15 protein-coding genes are annotated in these 16,577 nt (G+C 60.1%); 8 read left to right on the top strand and 7 right to left on the bottom strand.

The features are described 5' to 3' along the window. Positions 1-88: 88 nt before the first annotated feature. Positions 89-2,086, bottom strand: a complete 1,998-nt coding sequence (locus L3J03_04345; GenBank protein MCF6290210.1) for a ribonuclease catalytic domain-containing protein — start codon at positions 2,084-2,086, stop codon at positions 89-91. 198 nt (positions 2,087-2,284) lie between these two features. Continuing rightward, positions 2,285-2,482 (bottom strand): hypothetical protein, encoded by a 198-nt coding sequence (locus L3J03_04340; protein MCF6290209.1) that lies wholly within the window; start codon positions 2,480-2,482, stop codon positions 2,285-2,287. 61 nt (positions 2,483-2,543) lie between these two features. Here L3J03_04340 and era point away from each other — a divergent pair, with 61 nt between their 5' ends. Beyond that, a complete protein-coding gene (gene era, locus L3J03_04335) occupies positions 2,544-3,449 on the top strand; it encodes a GTPase Era (GenBank protein MCF6290208.1) in 906 nt (301 codons plus the stop codon). A gap of 149 nt (positions 3,450-3,598) precedes the next feature. Here era and L3J03_04330 read toward each other — a convergent pair whose 3' ends face one another. The 5 genes from L3J03_04330 to L3J03_04310 all read right to left on the bottom strand — a co-directional run bounded on the left by L3J03_04330 (position 3,599) and on the right by L3J03_04310 (position 8,914). Beyond that, a complete protein-coding gene (locus L3J03_04330; GenBank protein MCF6290207.1) occupies positions 3,599-4,963 on the bottom strand; it encodes a S41 family peptidase in 1,365 nt (454 codons plus the stop codon). 104 nt (positions 4,964-5,067) lie between these two features. After that, positions 5,068-6,306 carry a peptidoglycan DD-metalloendopeptidase family protein gene (locus tag L3J03_04325; protein MCF6290206.1) on the bottom strand — a complete coding sequence of 413 codons (1,239 nt, stop codon included), beginning with the start codon at positions 6,304-6,306 and terminating at the stop codon, positions 5,068-5,070. 100 nt (positions 6,307-6,406) lie between these two features. Further along, positions 6,407-7,294, bottom strand: coding sequence for a permease-like cell division protein FtsX (locus L3J03_04320; protein MCF6290205.1), 888 nt, complete (start codon positions 7,292-7,294; stop codon positions 6,407-6,409). Further along, positions 7,291-8,070 (bottom strand): cell division ATP-binding protein FtsE, encoded by a 780-nt coding sequence (gene ftsE / locus L3J03_04315; GenBank protein MCF6290204.1) that lies wholly within the window; start codon positions 8,068-8,070, stop codon positions 7,291-7,293. Before ftsE ends, L3J03_04320 begins: the two co-directional genes overlap by 4 nt. A gap of 85 nt (positions 8,071-8,155) precedes the next feature. After that, positions 8,156-8,914 (bottom strand): AAA family ATPase, encoded by a 759-nt coding sequence (locus L3J03_04310; protein MCF6290203.1) that lies wholly within the window; start codon positions 8,912-8,914, stop codon positions 8,156-8,158. A 374-nt stretch (positions 8,915-9,288) separates the two neighbouring features. Between L3J03_04310 and ileS the strand changes: the two genes are divergently transcribed. The 7 genes from ileS to rimM all read left to right on the top strand — a co-directional run bounded on the left by ileS (position 9,289) and on the right by rimM (position 16,384). Continuing rightward, positions 9,289-12,081, top strand: a complete 2,793-nt coding sequence (ileS, locus tag L3J03_04305; GenBank protein MCF6290202.1) for an isoleucine--tRNA ligase — start codon at positions 9,289-9,291, stop codon at positions 12,079-12,081. A gap of 21 nt (positions 12,082-12,102) precedes the next feature. Then, entirely contained in the window at positions 12,103-12,627 is a 525-nt protein-coding gene (lspA, locus tag L3J03_04300) for a signal peptidase II (protein MCF6290201.1), read from the top strand. A 3-nt stretch (positions 12,628-12,630) separates the two neighbouring features. Then, positions 12,631-13,581: an ACP S-malonyltransferase gene (gene fabD, locus L3J03_04295; GenBank protein ID MCF6290200.1), complete on the top strand. Its 951-nt coding sequence runs from the start codon at positions 12,631-12,633 to the stop codon at positions 13,579-13,581. 298 nt (positions 13,582-13,879) lie between these two features. Next, positions 13,880-15,241: a signal recognition particle protein gene (gene ffh / locus L3J03_04290; protein MCF6290199.1), complete on the top strand. Its 1,362-nt coding sequence runs from the start codon at positions 13,880-13,882 to the stop codon at positions 15,239-15,241. Positions 15,242-15,319: 78 nt separating this feature from the next. Continuing rightward, positions 15,320-15,580, top strand: coding sequence for a 30S ribosomal protein S16 (rpsP, locus tag L3J03_04285; GenBank protein ID MCF6290198.1), 261 nt, complete (start codon positions 15,320-15,322; stop codon positions 15,578-15,580). A 17-nt stretch (positions 15,581-15,597) separates the two neighbouring features. Next, the gene (locus L3J03_04280; protein MCF6290197.1) at positions 15,598-15,834 is read left to right on the top strand and encodes a KH domain-containing protein; all 237 of its coding nucleotides are present in this window, start codon (positions 15,598-15,600) and stop codon (positions 15,832-15,834) included. Positions 15,835-15,838: 4 nt separating this feature from the next. After that, positions 15,839-16,384 (top strand): ribosome maturation factor RimM, encoded by a 546-nt coding sequence (gene rimM / locus L3J03_04275; protein ID MCF6290196.1) that lies wholly within the window; start codon positions 15,839-15,841, stop codon positions 16,382-16,384. Positions 16,385-16,577: the final 193 nt, after the last annotated feature.

Below are 16,577 nucleotides of genomic sequence, written 5' to 3'. Positions count from 1 at the left end.
AAGTCGTGCCGGACGAAACTCGCTGTCCGGGGATATTTTCATAGTTTGTTGTGGCTGCGGACCCAAAATCATGGTCCAGCCATGCTGGTTAGTGCGTGGGTTCCAGTACAAGAACATTGGCCAGGGCATCGGCCTTGGTGATCCGGACCATGATGGTTTCCCCGGCTGCAAAGGCGGCGACCTGGGAATTGGGCAGATCCGCGTCAAGGAGAAAATCCTTTACCAGGATATGGGCGCGGCGCTGTCCCTTGTCAATGATGATGGCTGGGAACGCCTCGCCTGTGCGTGATTCGAGGTGCTTGAGCAGCCAATAGCGGTGGCGGAGAAACTTTACCCCGTTTACCCTGGTCTGGGTGTTGAGGATGATGTGGACGAACTCCTTTATCTCGCTTTTGGAGAAGAAGACCCCCTTGCCCATGGCCAGGTGTTGAAGTTGAATCTGCATGACCAGATCCAACAGGCGGCGGATGGGAGAGGTGAGGGTGGTGTATTGCGATACCCCGAGACCGCTGTGCGCCCTGGGCACGGTTGACAGGGAACCTGGCGCGAGTTTTTTCCGCTGCCGGGTGTTGAGGAAAAGGTCCTTGTCCTCCCCTTGGACCAACCGCTGGCGGGGCCGGGGCTGTGACCGGAAAAGTCCCGGGGCCTCCCGTTCGGCGATATACTGGGCCCCCAGGGTGTTGGCCAGGATCATGAACTCGGCCACCAGCATCCTGCCCGGGGTATCGACTTCGGCCAGGGTGATCTCGATCTCCTTGTCAGGTGTGATCCGGATGTTGACGTCCGGAAAGGGCAGAAGCAGGGCCCCGGCCTCCAGTCGTTGCCGCCGCAGTTGTCGGGCGAGCCGGTGGAGCCCGGCCAGGGTCTCATCCGTCTCTACCAGGCGGTCGGCCTCAGCATAGTGCAACTGTCGTTTCACTGTTACCACGCTGGGCTTCACATCGAAATCCAGGATTTCGCCGGTTGCGGAGATCCGGACCATGAAACTCATCGCCGCGCGGGGTTGGCCGGCCCGCAGGCTGCAGAGGTCTTCCGAAAGTCCGGACGGCAGCATCGGGATCTGGCGGTCGGGAAAGTAGAGCGAGGTTACCCGGGTCCGGGCCGCCTCGAAAAGGGGGGTCCCCGGCCTGACCAGGGCGGCCACGTCGGTGATATGGATGCCGACCAGGTAGTCGTTACCCCTTTTTTCAAGGTGGAGCGCATCGTCAAAATCCCGGGTGGCGGGTCCGTCAACGGTGAGCAGCTCCAGGTCGCGGAGATCCTGGCGCCCCTCGGCAAGAAGCTCCTCGACCGGGGGCGGGACCATGGCCGCGGCCTGGTCCAATGCCGCTGCCTCAAAGTCCACCTCAAGTCCCTGACGGAGCAGGGGGATATTTTCGTCCTGGTCCCAGACATCGGCCTTGACCAGCAGATGGAAGGCGTCGTGGGGCCCGGTGAGGCCTGCTTTTTTTAAAAGATTCCGGGCCAGCGCGTGTTCCGGGACCTCGGAACCGTGCAGATAATAGTCCCGCACCAGGTCAAGGTATTTTTTTTGCCCGGGCCATTCCCCGGGGCTGTCGCCGGCCCATATCCGCTTCAGCTCCCGTGCCCCGTCAATCAGCAGGGTTTCCTGCTCTTTTTCCTTTTCCCGGCGCTGGCGCAGTTGTTCCACCACCCCGGGGGGATGGGCGATGATATTGCCCTGTTTATATTTGAAAAAGAGTTTGTCGCCAAGGACACCGCGAACAACCGCGGCCCCATGGTCGTCGTCGGGATCATGGCCAAAGGAGAGCCCGGCCAGGAAGGAGGCGGTAAAGACATTGGTGGGCTCGTCAACAACAAGTTCCCACAGCTCTTTCAGATCAACGGTCGCGGCCAGGGCCTGCCGGGTGGCGGCAACATCCTTGAGCAGCGCGATCTCCTCTTCCCGGGAGAGGGTCAGGGGATAGGATGTCCGGGAGTGATGGATCACCCGGGAGTGGGGCAGATTGAGTTCCCTGCCGTTCTGGCTGAAGATCCGTAACCGTTTTCCGGAATCTTCATGGACCAGGGCGCAGAGAATCCGGCCCTCGGCAAGATATTCGATCAGTTTTCCGTGCAGACTCATGGGACAGGCGTGCTCTTCAAGTGTGCAGGTTTTTCGTTGTAATTTCAACTGGGTGGTTGCCCCGGGATCAGTTACCTGCAAGTAGTGATCTTCAGGAGAAAACCCGAACTCCGTACGTCGGGAGTAACCGTTCCCCAGGGGCTACAGATTTACGGAACCCACCGGCCGGTAAGCGTTTACCGTCGGGAGATGGATCATCTACCAGGTCTCTGGTGATTTGTCATCATTTTTACACTGCTGCCCGGCCCCACATCGGGTATGATGGGCAACCGAAAAAAAATCGTAAGCGTTCACCAGCACCTCATCTTCGCCCATTTCGGCCTGCTCGAATAGCACCAGTATGCTTCGCAGTCCCAAATGAACGAATCTAAGCCACTGGTAACCGCTTACGGGCATGAGATTACCGTAAATCCGTACCCCCGGTGAACGGTTACAAAAAATCAAACAGAGCGGGAATATGCATTCGGAGAACAACGAACAGCAGTGCAGGACAGGGATGGTGGCCATTGTCGGGCCGCCCAACGCGGGCAAGTCCACCCTGATGAATACCCTGCTTGAGCAGAAGATATCCATTGTCACCCCCAAGCCCCAGACCACCCGCAACCGGATTCTGGGGATCATGAACGCTCCGGAATACCAGATCATCCTGCTTGACACCCCGGGGTTGCACCAGGCCCGGCAGCCCTTGAACGAGGAGATGGTCAAGATCGCCCTGTCCACCCTGACCGAGGTGGAGGTGATCCTCTTTTTAGCGGATGTATCCCTGCCGCTCCCGGAAAAACAGAAAAAGGCGATAAACTATCTTGCCGGAAGCAAACGGCCGGCGATCCTCGGACTCAACAAGATCGATCTGCTGGACAAGGAGCAGCTCCTCCCCCTGATCAAGATGTACCAGGCGGTATATCCTTTTGCCGCCATTGTGCCCATCTCGGCCCTGAACAACAACGGCACCGATATTCTGGTCAAGGAGATTATCCGCCTCCTGCCGTCCGGGCCGCGCCTCTATCCCGAGGATATTCCCACCGACAGCACCGAACGGTTCATTGTCGCCGAGATCATCCGGGAAAAGATTTTTCTGCTCACCGGGCAGGAGGTGCCCTATTCCACCGCAGTGCTGGTCGACAGTTTCAAGGAGGACGAACAGCGCGGCCTGGTCACCATCCATGCCACCATCTATGTGGAAAAGGGCTCCCAGAAGGCGATCATCATCGGCAGGAAGGGGACCAAACTCGGCAAGATCGGCAGTACTGCCCGGGCGGATATCGAAACCCTGCTCGACCAGCGGGTGTTGCTCAAGCTGTGGGTCAAGGTCCGGAAGAACTGGAGCCGGAACATGCGGTTTCTGAAAGAGCTGGGATTTTGAGGGACAGAGGACGGAGGACAGAGGACAGAAGACAGAGGACGGAGGACAAAAGACAGAGGAGGGTAGGCAGTGGCCAGTAACATCGCTCGCGAAACGCGAGCCATAGGTCATAGGTCGGATATGTCCTGTCAGTCCGATACCGCCCTCTGTTATTCCGTTGTTCCGCGGTCCATCATGTTCAGGCCCTTGAGGATGAGCAGGGCGGTGTTCAACTGATTGTCCCGGGCCAGCTCTTTTTTGATCTCAGCGGCCTGATCATCCTTGTTGCTTTTTTCGCCTTTCTCTTCCACCACCTGCCGGTCGGTTTTCTTTGATTCGTCGCCGTTCTTCAGGTGGTGGCGCAGGTCCTTTTCCCGTACAATTTTTCTGTTTTCATGACCGGCTTCAGCCTGGTCACCGGTCGGCGGAGTTTTGAACGGAACCACGATATCCGGGGTGATGCCCTTGGCCTGGATGGAGGTGCCGTCGGGGGTATAATAGCGGGCCGTGGTCAGGCGCAGTCCAGAGCCGTCGTTCATCGGCACGATTGTCTGTACCGAGCCCTTGCCAAAGGTCTGGGTGCCGAGGATCAGGGCCCGGCGCTGGTCCTGCAGGGCGCCGGCCACGATTTCCGAAGCACTTGCCGAACCGCCGTTGACCAGGACCACCAGCGGGAAGTGGTAATTATCTCCCCCGGCGTGGGCTCGGTATTCCATGTTCTGGTCCTCCAGCCGTCCGCGGGTGGAAACGATTATTCCTTTTTCAAGGAAAAAGTCCGCCACCTTGATCGACTGGTCGAGCAGCCCGCCGGGATTGTTGCGCAGGTCAAGAATAAGACCAGTGATATCCTCCTGACCGGTGAGGTCCTTTAGTTCCTTTTTCAGGTCCCGGGCCGTCTGGGCCTGGAAGTTGGTGATCCGGATATAGGCGAAGCCCGGCTCAAGCATCTTGGCCTTGACGCTGTGCAGGGGGATCACGTCCCGGACCAGGGTGAACTCCTTGATATCGGTCCAGTTCCGGCGCAGGATCGAGATGGTCACCTCGGTACCCTTGGGGCCGCGCAGTTTTTTTACCGCATCCATCAGGGTCATCCCCTTGGTGGTTTCACCCTCGATTTTAACAATCATGTCACCGGCCTTGATTCCGGCCTTAAAGGCGGGCGTGCCCTCAATGGGGGACACCACGGACAGGACCCCGTCCTTCATGGTGATTTCAATGCCGATCCCTGAGAAGCTGCCCTTGGTCTCCATCCGCATCTCTTTGAAATCCTCGGGAGACATGAAGGAGGAATGGGGGTCCAGGGCCGCCAGCATTCCATTGATCGCCCCCTTGATCACCTCCTTGGTGTCGACCTCTTCCACATAGTTCTTCTGGATTTCGCTCAACACGTTGGAAAAGATCTCCAGGCTCTTGTAGGTCTCCTGAAGATTACCGGTTTTTTCGGCGGAAGCGGCCGGGGAGGGGAGGAGAAAGGACAGGCAGGCAACCAGCAATATCAGGGTGTTTCTGCCGTTCAGACTTCTTTTTCGGTTCATGGGGGATCCTTTTGTCGGTTTGCCGGTGACCCGGGGCATAACTAATAACTCAGTAACTTCGCTATACTTAGCACGGCGGGTGCTGTCCTATCAACAGAATATTGTCAGCGAGAGGACCGTCCGGTGAGGGTGGAGGTATTGAGCCATTCCAGGGGGTCGACAGGGTTGACGCCGTGCCGCAGTTCGAAATGCAGGCCATGGCCGGGTCGGGCGGTGTCCGGCCCGGTCTGCCCGATAATCTCGCCTTTTTTTACCAGCTGCCCCTCTTTCTTGTAAAACCGGGCGGCCCGGGAAATAACCGAGTAGTACTGGTGGCCGTGATCAATGATAAGCAGGTTGCCATAGTTCTTGAGCCGGGCCGAGGTGATAACCCGGCCGGCATAGATCGCCTTGACCGGGGTCCCGGCCGGGATCTGGATGTCGATTCCCGGAGTTTCGACCAGTTTGCCGGAACTGTTCCTGCGGGAGCGGGGCAGGAGAATGCCGGCCACCGGCGGCGCGAGCCGGCCCTTGTGGCCGGCAAAGGAGCGGTCGTTTGCCGTTGCTTCGGGCCTGGCCGCCAAGGGTCGGACAGGGGCCGGCGCGGCGGCGGCCAGCACCGGGGTGGCTCGCATTCTCAGCTCCCGCAGGGTGTCGGCCAGTTCGGTGGCCGCCTTTTTGATCTCTGCCGCGGCCTGTTGATACAGAGCCTTTTCCGTGCCGATTCGTTTGAGCAGCCTTTGCCGGGCCGCCTGGGTGTCGGCCAGGCTCTGTTCCTCCCGGCGGACCTGTTCCATTATCGCGATCAGCTTTTCCCGTTCCCGGGTATGGACCCGGCGGGTCTGTTCCAGTTCGGCAACGGTGGCCCGGTAGTTTCTTATGGCGTTGCGGTCATGTTGCAGGAGGCGGCGAAAGGATTCCCGCAGGTCGAGCATATCCGGCAGGCTGCGGCTGGAAAACAGGACATTCACCATGCTGACCGTACCGGTCTGGTAATAGGCGGCCAGCCGTTTTTCCACGTGGGGTTTGAAGGCTTCATGTTCCACGGTTATCCGGACCAGTTTTTTTTGGTCCGCGTCCAACTGTTGTTCCCGAATAATATATTCATGCTTGATCCTTGCCAACCGTTGCCGCTGTTTCAGCAACCGGTTGTTGATTTCCGCCAGTTCGTTTAAAACGTCGCGTTCCTTTTTCCGGGAGTTAAGGATGTTGAGCTTCTGCTCGATGATTCCTTCCTGCAGTCGCTGGATTCTTTTATTGTTGACCTTGATCTCTGCCTGCGGCGGCTTAATGGCGAGCCGGGGCCCGGTCGCCTCGATCGGCAGGGGGGAGGCGCAGACAATTACGGCCAGCAGCACGGCCATAAGGAGGGGGGCCGGCCGACATCTCCGGCCCTGTTTTGCTTTGCTGGATGGTGCCCGGGTACCAATGGGCTGCGATTTCCCGAAAGCGTTGTTGTTCATTTTATATGCGCATGAATTTCCGCATGGCCGAGAGGCTGCCCACGGTGCAGAGCAGTATGCTCGCGGCCATAATGATTCCGGTGGTGAGCGGCGGGAAAAAGGAAAATTCGAACAGGTTCAGAAAGCCTTCTCCGGTAAACAACATCTTGATCCAGCGGAAGAGCATGAGCAGCAGGAAAATCCCCAGGGCCGAACCGAGCAGCCCCTGGAGCAGCCCCTCCAGCAGGAACGGGGCTCGGATATAGCTGTTGGTGGCCCCCAGCAGCCTGAGGATCTCAAGCTCCGCCTGCCGGTTCATCACGGCCAGGCGGATGGTGTAGGCCACCATGAAGGTCGTGGTCAGGATCAGCAGAATCCCGCTCAACAGGACGATGACCCGGACCAGCTTGGTGAAATAGTGAAACCGCTCCACCCAGCCATGCCCGTACTGGACCTTGGTGGCGCCCGGCAGGGTTTCGAGATAGTCGGAAAACGCCTTGATCCGGGCCAGGCTGTTGAGGTCCTTTTTCGGGTAAATCTCGATGGAGGGCGGCAGAAAGGAGGGGTCCATGTCGGCCAGCACCTCCTGATCGTCGCCAAGTTGAGTGGAGAGTCGCTTGAAGGCCTGGGCCCGGGAGGTGAACTTGATCTTCTCCACCTCGTTGAAGTCGGTGATTTTTTTTGTCAACAGGACCCGCATCTCCGGGCCCGGTTCCTCGTCCAGATAGATGGTGAGCCGGAGATGATCGCCCAGCCGCTCTCCGGCCTTGATCACATTGGTATAGATCAGGAAGAAGAAGGCGAATATCAGCACCGACAGACTCACGGTGAGCAGGGTCATCAACTGGGTGGCCCAGGTCTTCTGCAGGTTGCGTCCGGTCTGGGTCAGGACATGGGTCAGGAATTTCATCGCGACTCCCGGGCATTGAGCGGCCCTGCCGGTTGATCGACGATCCGTCCCAGGCTGAGTTCGATCACTCGATGGTCGCTGTTCCGGTAGATAGACTGATCGTGGGTGGCGATGATGATCGTGCAGCCGGCATCGTTGTACTGCCTGAGCAGGGTCATCACCAGTTCAGTGGTGGTGGCATCCAGATTGCCGGTGGGCTCGTCGGCCAGCACCAGGGCCGGAAAGTTGGCCACGGCCCGGGCGATGGCCACCCGCTGCTGCTCGCCGCGGGAAAGCTTGTCAGCCAGGGTATCGTGTTTATGCCCCAGGTTAAGTTGCCGGAGCAGTTCCTTTACCCGGCTGCGGATGTTGCGGTAGTTCTCATAGGAGACCTCCATGGCCATGCCGACATTCTGGGCCACGGTCCGGTCCGGCAGCAGCTTGAAGTCCTGGTAGGCCATGCCCACCTTCTGGCGCAGCCGGGGAAGCTCCCTGGGCTTGAGTTTGGCAAGGTCCCGGTCCATCACCTCGATCAGCCCCTTGTTGGGTGTCTCAATGCCGCAGATCAGCTTCAACAGGGTCGATTTTCCGGCCCCGCTCATCCCGGTAAGAAAAAGCATCTCCCCTTGGGCCACGCTCAGGCTGACATCCTCAAGGGCCGCCACATCCGGGGGATAAATCTTTGTGACCTTGACCAGGTCCACCATTGTTTTGTTCATGGTATGCACGGAATGTTCGGGCAGTGCGGCGTTCCCGGCGGCTGCCGGGTGAAAAGCCGGCCGATATGGTCCGGCCATGCTGAATGACGACCTGTTTTCTCTATTACGAACCAGCGGATCTGTCAACCTTTTCCAACGGCCGGACCGATGGGAACCGTCCGGATCAGTTGAGAATTTTTTCGAACAGGGCAAAGGCGGCAGCCACCACCGGGGCGTCGGTCGGCAGGGCAAGATAGGACTTGCCGCTCAATTCCTGGCTGGCCAGGACCGCGCTGTCGGGCAGGGTTCCGGCAAGTTCCATGTCAGCCGCGGCCACCGCCTCTTTGATCTTGGCGGTGAGTTCGGCCGGCATCGGTTCCGGAGCCCGGTTGACCACCAGGTACTGTTCTTTTATCCGCAGCCCCAGGGGACCGGTGAGTTCGGCGATTCTCCGGGCGGTGAGGATGCCCCGGGCCGACGGGTCGGAGACAATGAGCAGCACGTCGATCTCATTGATGTTCATCCGGCTCAGGTGTTCCATCCCCGCCTCGTTGTCAACCAGGATGTAGCGGTAATTTGCCGCCAGCCGGTCCATGGTCATGGCCAGGTACTGGTTGGCGGCGCAGTAGCAGCCCGGCCCGTCGGGCTGGCCCATGACAAGCAGGTCAAAGCCGCGTTCCTCCACCAGGGCCTGGTGGATTTTCATCTCCATGTACTGGTCCCGGGTGATATTGGGCGGCATCTCGCTTTTAAGCTCCCGGCGAATCCGGCCCAGGGTCATCTCCACCTTAAGGTTGAGCAACTCGTTGAGGTTGGCGTTGGCATCCGCATCCACCGCCAGTACCGGGGTCTGTTCGGTGGTGAGCAGGTAATGGATGAGCAGGGCCGAAAGGGTGGTCTTGCCGGTCCCTCCCTTGCCGGCCATGGCTATGACCTTGGACATGGTGTGTCTCCTTCCGTGCCACGGATACTGAAATTGAAAAAAACAGACCGGTGTTCCGGCCGGGTCGCGTGGTGGACCCCCGGCAGACACCGGCCCCTGATCCTTTTCACTATAGGGACCGGTCCGAAGGATGTCAAATGCAAAGAGCGGCGTCCATTGCGGCTTCACGCCCCGGCGGGCTGCAACTTTACCCTTGCAACTTGCAGCCTAATTGGTATGGTTAGCGGCTGCGTTTTTTTGCCGTGATTTCCGGGCCGGACAGGGCTCCGCCGTTGCCTCCTGGCGGCCTGTCCGCGGGCCTTGGAAGCGAATTCCACCAGTGTTCCCCCGGCGGGATATTTCTTGCCGGGCGATGGTAACGGGAGAGTATATATATGGATTACCGGGCAACATTGAATCTGCCCCAGACCAAGTTCAAGATGAAGGCCAACCTGCCCCAGAAGGAGCCGTTGCTGCTGGCGCGCTGGGAAAAGGAAGACCTGTACGCCAGGGTCCAGGAGCATACCGCCGGCCGGCCCGCCTATATCCTGCATGACGGCCCGCCATATGCCAATGGTAACATTCATCTGGGCACTGCCTTTAACAAGATATTAAAGGATATTATTCTCAAGTCCAAGCGGATGGCCGGCTTCAATTGCCCCTATGTGCCGGGCTGGGACTGCCACGGTCTGCCGATTGAGCATAACGTTGACAAGGAACTGGGAAAAAAGAAGCATGAAATCGGCATCCTGGGGGTGCGCAACGCCTGCCGTAAATATGCCCGGAAATGGATCAAGATCCAGAAGAATGAGTTCCGCCGGCTCGGGGTCCTCGGTGACTGGGACGATCCCTATCTCACCATCAACCATGGCTACGAGGCGGCCATTGCCCGGGAATTCAACCGCTTTCTCCTGTCCGGCAGCGTGGTCAGGAGCAAGAAGCCGGTCTACTGGTGTTCTTCCTGCCGGACCGCCCTGGCCGAGGCCGAGGTGGAGTACCATGACCATGGTTCGCCCTCGATCTTTGTGAAATTCCCCCTGGCCGACGACCTGGGTGAGGTGATCCCGGCCCTGGCCGGAAAAAAGGTCGCAGCCCTGATCTGGACCACCACCCCCTGGACCCTGCCCGCCAACCTGGCCGTGGCCCTGCATCCCGGGTATCCCTACGCCGCGGTGGCAGTGGCTGACGAGGTCCTGTTGATGGCCGAGGAACTGGTGGCAGCGGTCTGTTCCCGGTGCGGTATCGAGGAGTACGAGGTTCTGGCTACCTTTTCCGCCGGCCTGATCGAGGGGCGCAAGTGCAATCACCCCTTGCTGGCGCGGCAGTCGCTCCTGATCCTTGCCCCCTATGTGACCCTGGACGCGGGCTCGGGTTGTGTCCACACCGCGCCCGGCCATGGCCGGGACGATTACCTGAGCGGACTGAAGTACGACCTGCCGATCCTGTCGCCGGTGGATGACCGCGGTTGTTTCACTGTTGAGGCCGGCCCCTATGCCGGCCTGGAGATCCATGCGGCCAATCGCAGGATCAACCACGACCTTGCCGACAAGGGACTGCTGCTGCACGAGGAGGGGATCAGTCACAGCTATCCCCATTGCTGGCGCTGCAAGAAACCGGTGATTTTCCGGGCCACGGAGCAATGGTTCATCTCCATGGAGGAGAACGGGCTTCGCAATAAGGCCCTGGCCGCGATCAAGGAGGTGACCTGGACCCCGGGATGGGGGATGGAGCGGATCTATGGCATGGTCGAGTCCCGGCCCGACTGGTGTCTGTCCCGGCAGCGGGCCTGGGGGGTGCCGCTGACCGTGTTCACCTGCAGAAAATGCAATGCAGTGCTCCGCGACCAGGCGGTGATCGACCGGATTGACCGACTCTTTCGCGCCGAGGGCGCGGATGCCTGGTTCCGGCACGATGCCATCGACTTCCTCGGCCCGGATACCCGGTGCCAACAGTGCGGGTCTGCCGAGTTTGTCCAGGAACGGGATATCCTCGATGTCTGGTTCGATTCCGGGGTCAGCTATGCGGCGGTGCTTGAGGAGCGACCCGAGCTTGATGCGCCGGCCGATCTCTACCTCGAGGGCAGCGACCAGCACCGCGGCTGGTTTCAGAGTTCGCTCCTGGCCGCGGTTGGCACCCGCAATATCCCGCCCTATCGGGGGGTGCTTACCCACGGGTTCGTGGTCGACGGCCAGGGCAAGAAGATGTCCAAGAGCGTGGGCAATGTCATTGCCCCGGAAGAGGTGATTAAAAAGTACGGGGCCGAGATCCTGCGGCTGTGGGTGGCCAGCGAGGATTACCGCGACGACATCAAGATCTCCGACGAGATCCTGAAACAGCTGTCCGACGCCTATCGCAAGATCAGGAACACCATCCGTTTTCTGCTCGGCAACCTGGCTGACTTTGAACCGGACCGGGACCGGGTCGCCTGCCAGGACCTGGAGGAGATCGATCGCTGGGCCCTGCACCGGTTTGAACTGATGAAACGCAAGGCGATCGCCGCCTATGAGCAGTTTGATTTCCATCCGGTCTTCCATGGCCTGCATCAGTTCTGCGGGGTGACCATGAGCGCCTTTTATCTTGACGTGATCAAGGACCGGCTCTATACCGCGCCCACCGCCTCGGTGGCCCGGCGGTCCGCCCAGACCGTTCTCTATACCATCCTTGACGGCCTGCTTCGCTTGATGGCCCCGGTTGCAAGCTTTACCGCGGCCGAGGTCTGGGACCACCTGCCGGCCCAGGCCGACCGGGAGGAAACGGTCTTTTTCGCGCTGTTCCCGCCGGAGAACGACCAGTTCCTGGACCAGGAACTGGATGACAAGTGGAAGCGGCTGCTCGCGGTCCGGGGCGAGATTACCAAGGCCCTGGAGCTTGCGCGTCGGGACAAGGTGATCGGCCATCCGCTGGAGGCCGAGGTCCGGGTGGCGGTGACCGGTGAACTGGATCGATTCCTGGCTGACAAGTGGGACCTGCTCCAGGAGATTGCCATTGTCTCTTCCCTGCGCCGGGTGGAGAGCGCCGGGCCGGATGCATGCCAAAGCGAGGAGTTGCCCGGGCTTGCGGTGGCGGTCCGGCCGGCCAACGGCGGGAAATGCGAGCGCTGCTGGATCCGTTCGGAAACAGTGGGCCGGGACGATGTTCACCCCCTGCTCTGCCAGCGTTGCGTTACCGTGGTGACGGAATATTATTAATAAGGACAGCGTGCCCTGGCCATGGTGAAACTCTCTCGAACGGATTACGCGGTGTTCGCTCTGGCAGTGCTGGTGGTGGTCGCCGACCAACTCACCAAGCTGTGGGTACACGCGGTCTTTCAGCCCTTTGAGGTGAAGATCGTGATCCCCGGGTTCTTTAACCTGGTGCTGGTGAGCAATACCGGGGCGGCCTTTGGCCTTTTAAGCGGCGAGCAGACCATGGCCCGGCAGCTGTTTTTCGTGGTGGTGGCCGTAATCGCCCTGGGGGTGATGATCTTTTCCTATCGCCATTTCAAGGCCTCGGGCCGGATCTTTGCCTATGCGGTCGGCCTGATTGCCGGCGGGGCAATGGGCAATCTGATCGATCGTCTCCGCTTCGGCGCGGTGACCGATTTTCTGGACTTCCATATTAAGGATTACCACTGGCCCGCCTTTAACCTGGCCGATTCCGCCATTACCATCGGGGTAGGCCTTTTTCTGGTCGGATTCTGGCTCGATGGCAAGCAACAGCCGGCGGACAGGCTGGTTTCAGATGAGGAGTATTGACCCATGGGCAATGAGAGGAAAAAGATCGCGGTGATGTTTCCCGGCCAGGGCTCGCAGTACGTCGGGATGGTCAAGGAGTTCCTGGACAGCGATCCCCGGGCCGGGGAGTTGATGGACATGGCCGAGGCGGTGAGCGGTTTTCCGCTCCGCTCTCTCTGCCTGGAGGGACCGCTGTCCGAACTGACCCGGTCCGTGCATCTGCAGCCGGCGATCACGGCGGCCAATCTCATCTGCTGGCAGGCCCTTGCCCGGGCCGGGGTGCGGGCGGATTATTTTGTCGGTCACAGTCTCGGCGAGTACAGCGCCCTCTGCGCCGCCGGGATCCTGACCCCTGAAGATACCATGGAACTGGTCACCGTGCGGGGCCGGCTGATGGAGCGGGAAGGGCGGAAACATCCCGGCGGGATGCGGGCCGTGCTCGGATTGACCATGGCCGAGGTGACCGGGGCCCTGGCCGGCCTGGCTGGTCGCGGGATCGTGACCGCGGCCAATCATAACAGCGAGAAACAGGTGGTGATCTCCGGGGATCCTGCCGGCCTGGATGCGGCCGCGGCCCTGTTCGCCGAACAGGGCGCCAAGGTTATTCCCCTCCAGGTGAGCGTGGCCAACCACAGTCCCCTGGTGGCGGACGCGGTCCCTGATTTCAGGGCTGCCATGGCCAGGATCAACTTTGCCCGGCCGACTGTTCCGGTTTTGTTCAATGTCACGGCTGCCGAAGAGACCGACCCGGCGGCCATCCGCGATATCGTGGCCCGGCAGATTGCCAGCCCGGTGCGCTGGTTCGACAGTATCAATTCCCTGGTGACCCGGCAGGTGCGGATCTTTATCGAGGTCGGGCCGAAGACGGTCTTGAGCGGGCTGTTGCGAAAGATCGCGCCCCGGGATTACAACTACCAGCGGCTGCAGGTGGACAGCCCGGCCGGCCTGGCCGCCTGCCTGGAAAAACTGGGCTGAAACCGCTCGCCGGGAAACGTGGTGGGGTGGTGAATGGGCTTGACATCCAGGTTATATCCCGGTATTCTTCCCCGTTTTTCAGGGTGTGCCGGCCGGCCGGTTGCCTTCCGGTCACAATGGCCGGTGGAAATGGAGTTGTTCAGCAAGGTCGAAGAATCGCTAATAATCTGCCGAACGGTTACGGAAACGGCATGATCCGGGCGCTGGTTGCGGTGGAAAACAATTCATGCCCCAGGGGCGCTTGCAGCGAGTTCGCAGGCGGCGATCAACCTGGTTTTCGACGGATACGGTTTTTTTTATGTTCGAGAATTTAACGGAACGGCTGCAAAAGGTATTCAAGGAGCTGCGCGGTCACGGCACGCTCACTGAAGAGAATATCCAGGATGCGCTCGGCGAGGTCCGGATGGCCCTGCTTGAGGCTGATGTCAGCTTCAAGGTGGTTAAGGAGTTTATCCATACCGTGGCCGGGCGGGCAGTGGGCCGGGAGGTTGCCGCCAGCTTGTCGCCGGGCCAGCAGGTGGTCAAGGTGGTGCATGAGGAGCTGGTCGAACTCCTGGGCGGCCGGACCGAAACCCTGCGCCTGGACGGCCGCCAGCCGGTGGTGCTGATGCTGGCCGGACTTCAGGGCTCGGGCAAGACCACCACCGCTGGCAAGCTGGCCAAGTTTCTGGTCGACAAGGGCCGGAGCCCCTATCTGGTCCCGGCCGATGTCTATCGGCCGGCGGCTATTCATCAGTTGCAGGTGCTGGGCGAGCGGCTGGGGGTCCGGGTTCACCCCTCCCGGGCCAGCGACAACCCGGTGACCATCTGCCGGGAGGCCCTGGCCGCGGCGGCAACGGTGAAATGCGATACCCTGATCATCGACACCGCCGGCCGTCTCCACCTGGACCAGGAGTTGATGGAAGAGCTGCGGCGGATCAAGGCTGTCCTGCAGCCGGCCGAGATCCTCTTTGTGGCCGATGCGATGACCGGCCAGGATGCGGTCAATGTGGCGACCAAGTTCAACGAGGACCTGGATATTACCGGCGTGGTTCTCACCAAGATGGAGGGTGATGCCCGTGGCGGCGCGGCCCTGTCAATCAAGCGGGTGGCCCGCTGCCCGATCAAGTTCGTCGGGGTGGGCGAGGATCTGGGGGCCCTGGAGGTGTTCCACCCGGACCGGCTGGCCTCCCGGATCCTGGGGATGGGTGATATCCTCTCCCTGATCGAAAAGGCCGAAGCAGTTGTTGATAAGAAAAAGGCGGAGCAGCTTGCCAGGAAGATCCGCAAGAACACCTTTACCCTTGAGGATTTTCGCGACCAGATCGGCCAGATCAAGAAGATGGGCTCCCTGGAGCAGATCATGGGGATGATCCCCGGCCTGAACAAGATCAAGCAGATGAAGGACGTGGCTGCGCCGGACGAACGGGAACTGGTGCGGATCGAGGCGATCATCAATTCGATGACCCGGCGCGAGCGCAATCATTACCAGATGATCAATGCCAGCCGGCGGCAGCGGATCGCCAAGGGCAGCGGCACCGCGGTGCAGGACGTGAACAAGGTCCTGAAGAGCTATGCCCAGATGTTGAAGATGATGAAGAAGTTCCGCGGCAAGGCCGGGGCCATGGTCGGCGGCAGGAAGCGCCGCAAGTTGCCCAAGGGCCTGTCGCGACGGAGATAAAACAAAAGGTGGGCCGGTAACTTTGTCCGGCGCCATTCCCATGCAATTGCAGAACCCCATCAGGAGGTCACGGAAAGAATGTCAGTAAAGATCAGGTTAACAAGGCTGGGCCGGAAGAAAATGCCCTTTTATCGTATCGTGGTCGCGGATGTCGAGGCCAAACGGGACGGCAAGTTCCTTGATATCGTCGGCACCTATGATCCGCTCAAGGACCCGGCCGAGGTGGTTTTCAACCGGGAGAAGCTCGATTCCTGGATGGCCAGGGGCGCCATTCCCACCACCACGGTAAAGAGTCTGATCCGCAAACATCGCAAGGCCGAGGCTGTGGAGGCCGCATAGGACGCAGCGGAGAATCAATGAAGGAACTGATTGATTATATTGCCACCGCTCTGGTTGATCAGCCCGGGGCGGTTCAGGTCAATGAGAAGGAACAGGAGGACCTGGTCCTGGTCGAACTGACCGTTGCCAAGGAGGACCTGGGAAAGGTTATCGGCAAGCAGGGGCGGACGGCCCGGGCCATGCGCTCGTTGCTGGCCGCGACCGCGGCCGGCCGGGCCGGAAACAAGCGGACCCGGCTGGAGATCATGGAATAGGGTTATGACCCGGGGACGTGGGACCGGCCCGCCGGACCACCTGCGGGTGGGCAAGGTGCTCAAGGCCCAGGGGATCAAGGGCGAACTCAAGGTTTCTTCCTTGATCCACGGCCCGGATAATTTCAAGTCCTACAGCAGAATAATACTCCGGCATCCGCAGACCGGTGAACACCGCGAATTTACCCTGCTCGGCAGCAGAAGCCGGAACCGGAACGCGATCCTTGCCCTGGCCGGGGTGACCAGCCGGAACGAGTCCGAGGCCCTGGCCGGTCTGGAGGTGTGGGTGAACCGGGCCGAGCTGCCGCCATTGGAACCCGGAAAGTTTTACCAACATGAGGTTCAGGGATTTCTGGCAATAACCGAGGACGGGCGGGAACTGGGCACGGTGACCGGGCTTATCAATACCAAGGCCCATGATATCCTGGTGATCCGCGGCCGAGACCGGGAGTATCTGGTGCCGCTCCGGGAGGAGATGGTCCGTTTCAGCCGGGACCGGCAACAGACCCTGGTGATTACGCCGCTTCCTGGGCTGCTCGACATGAACGACTGACTGTAAGCACTTACAGGTTTGGGGTAATGATATTCGATAGTTATTGCACCGTGATTATTTGCGACTGAGTAAGGTTTCGGTAAACCCCGTACGTTTGAGGTTGGACCGGGAAAGGGGTTTTCTTATACCGAACGGTGTAGCGGACCCTGAGCCGCGGCCGTGACGGCAAAAGCGGAATTTGAAACAACTTCGG

This window comes from Desulfobacterales bacterium (genome assembly GCA_021647905.1).
Taxonomy (GTDB): Bacteria; Desulfobacterota; Desulfobulbia; order Desulfobulbales; family BM004; genus JAKITW01.
The sequence above is the reverse complement of the archived record's forward strand: the minus strand, read 5'-3'. Positions and strand labels throughout refer to the sequence as shown.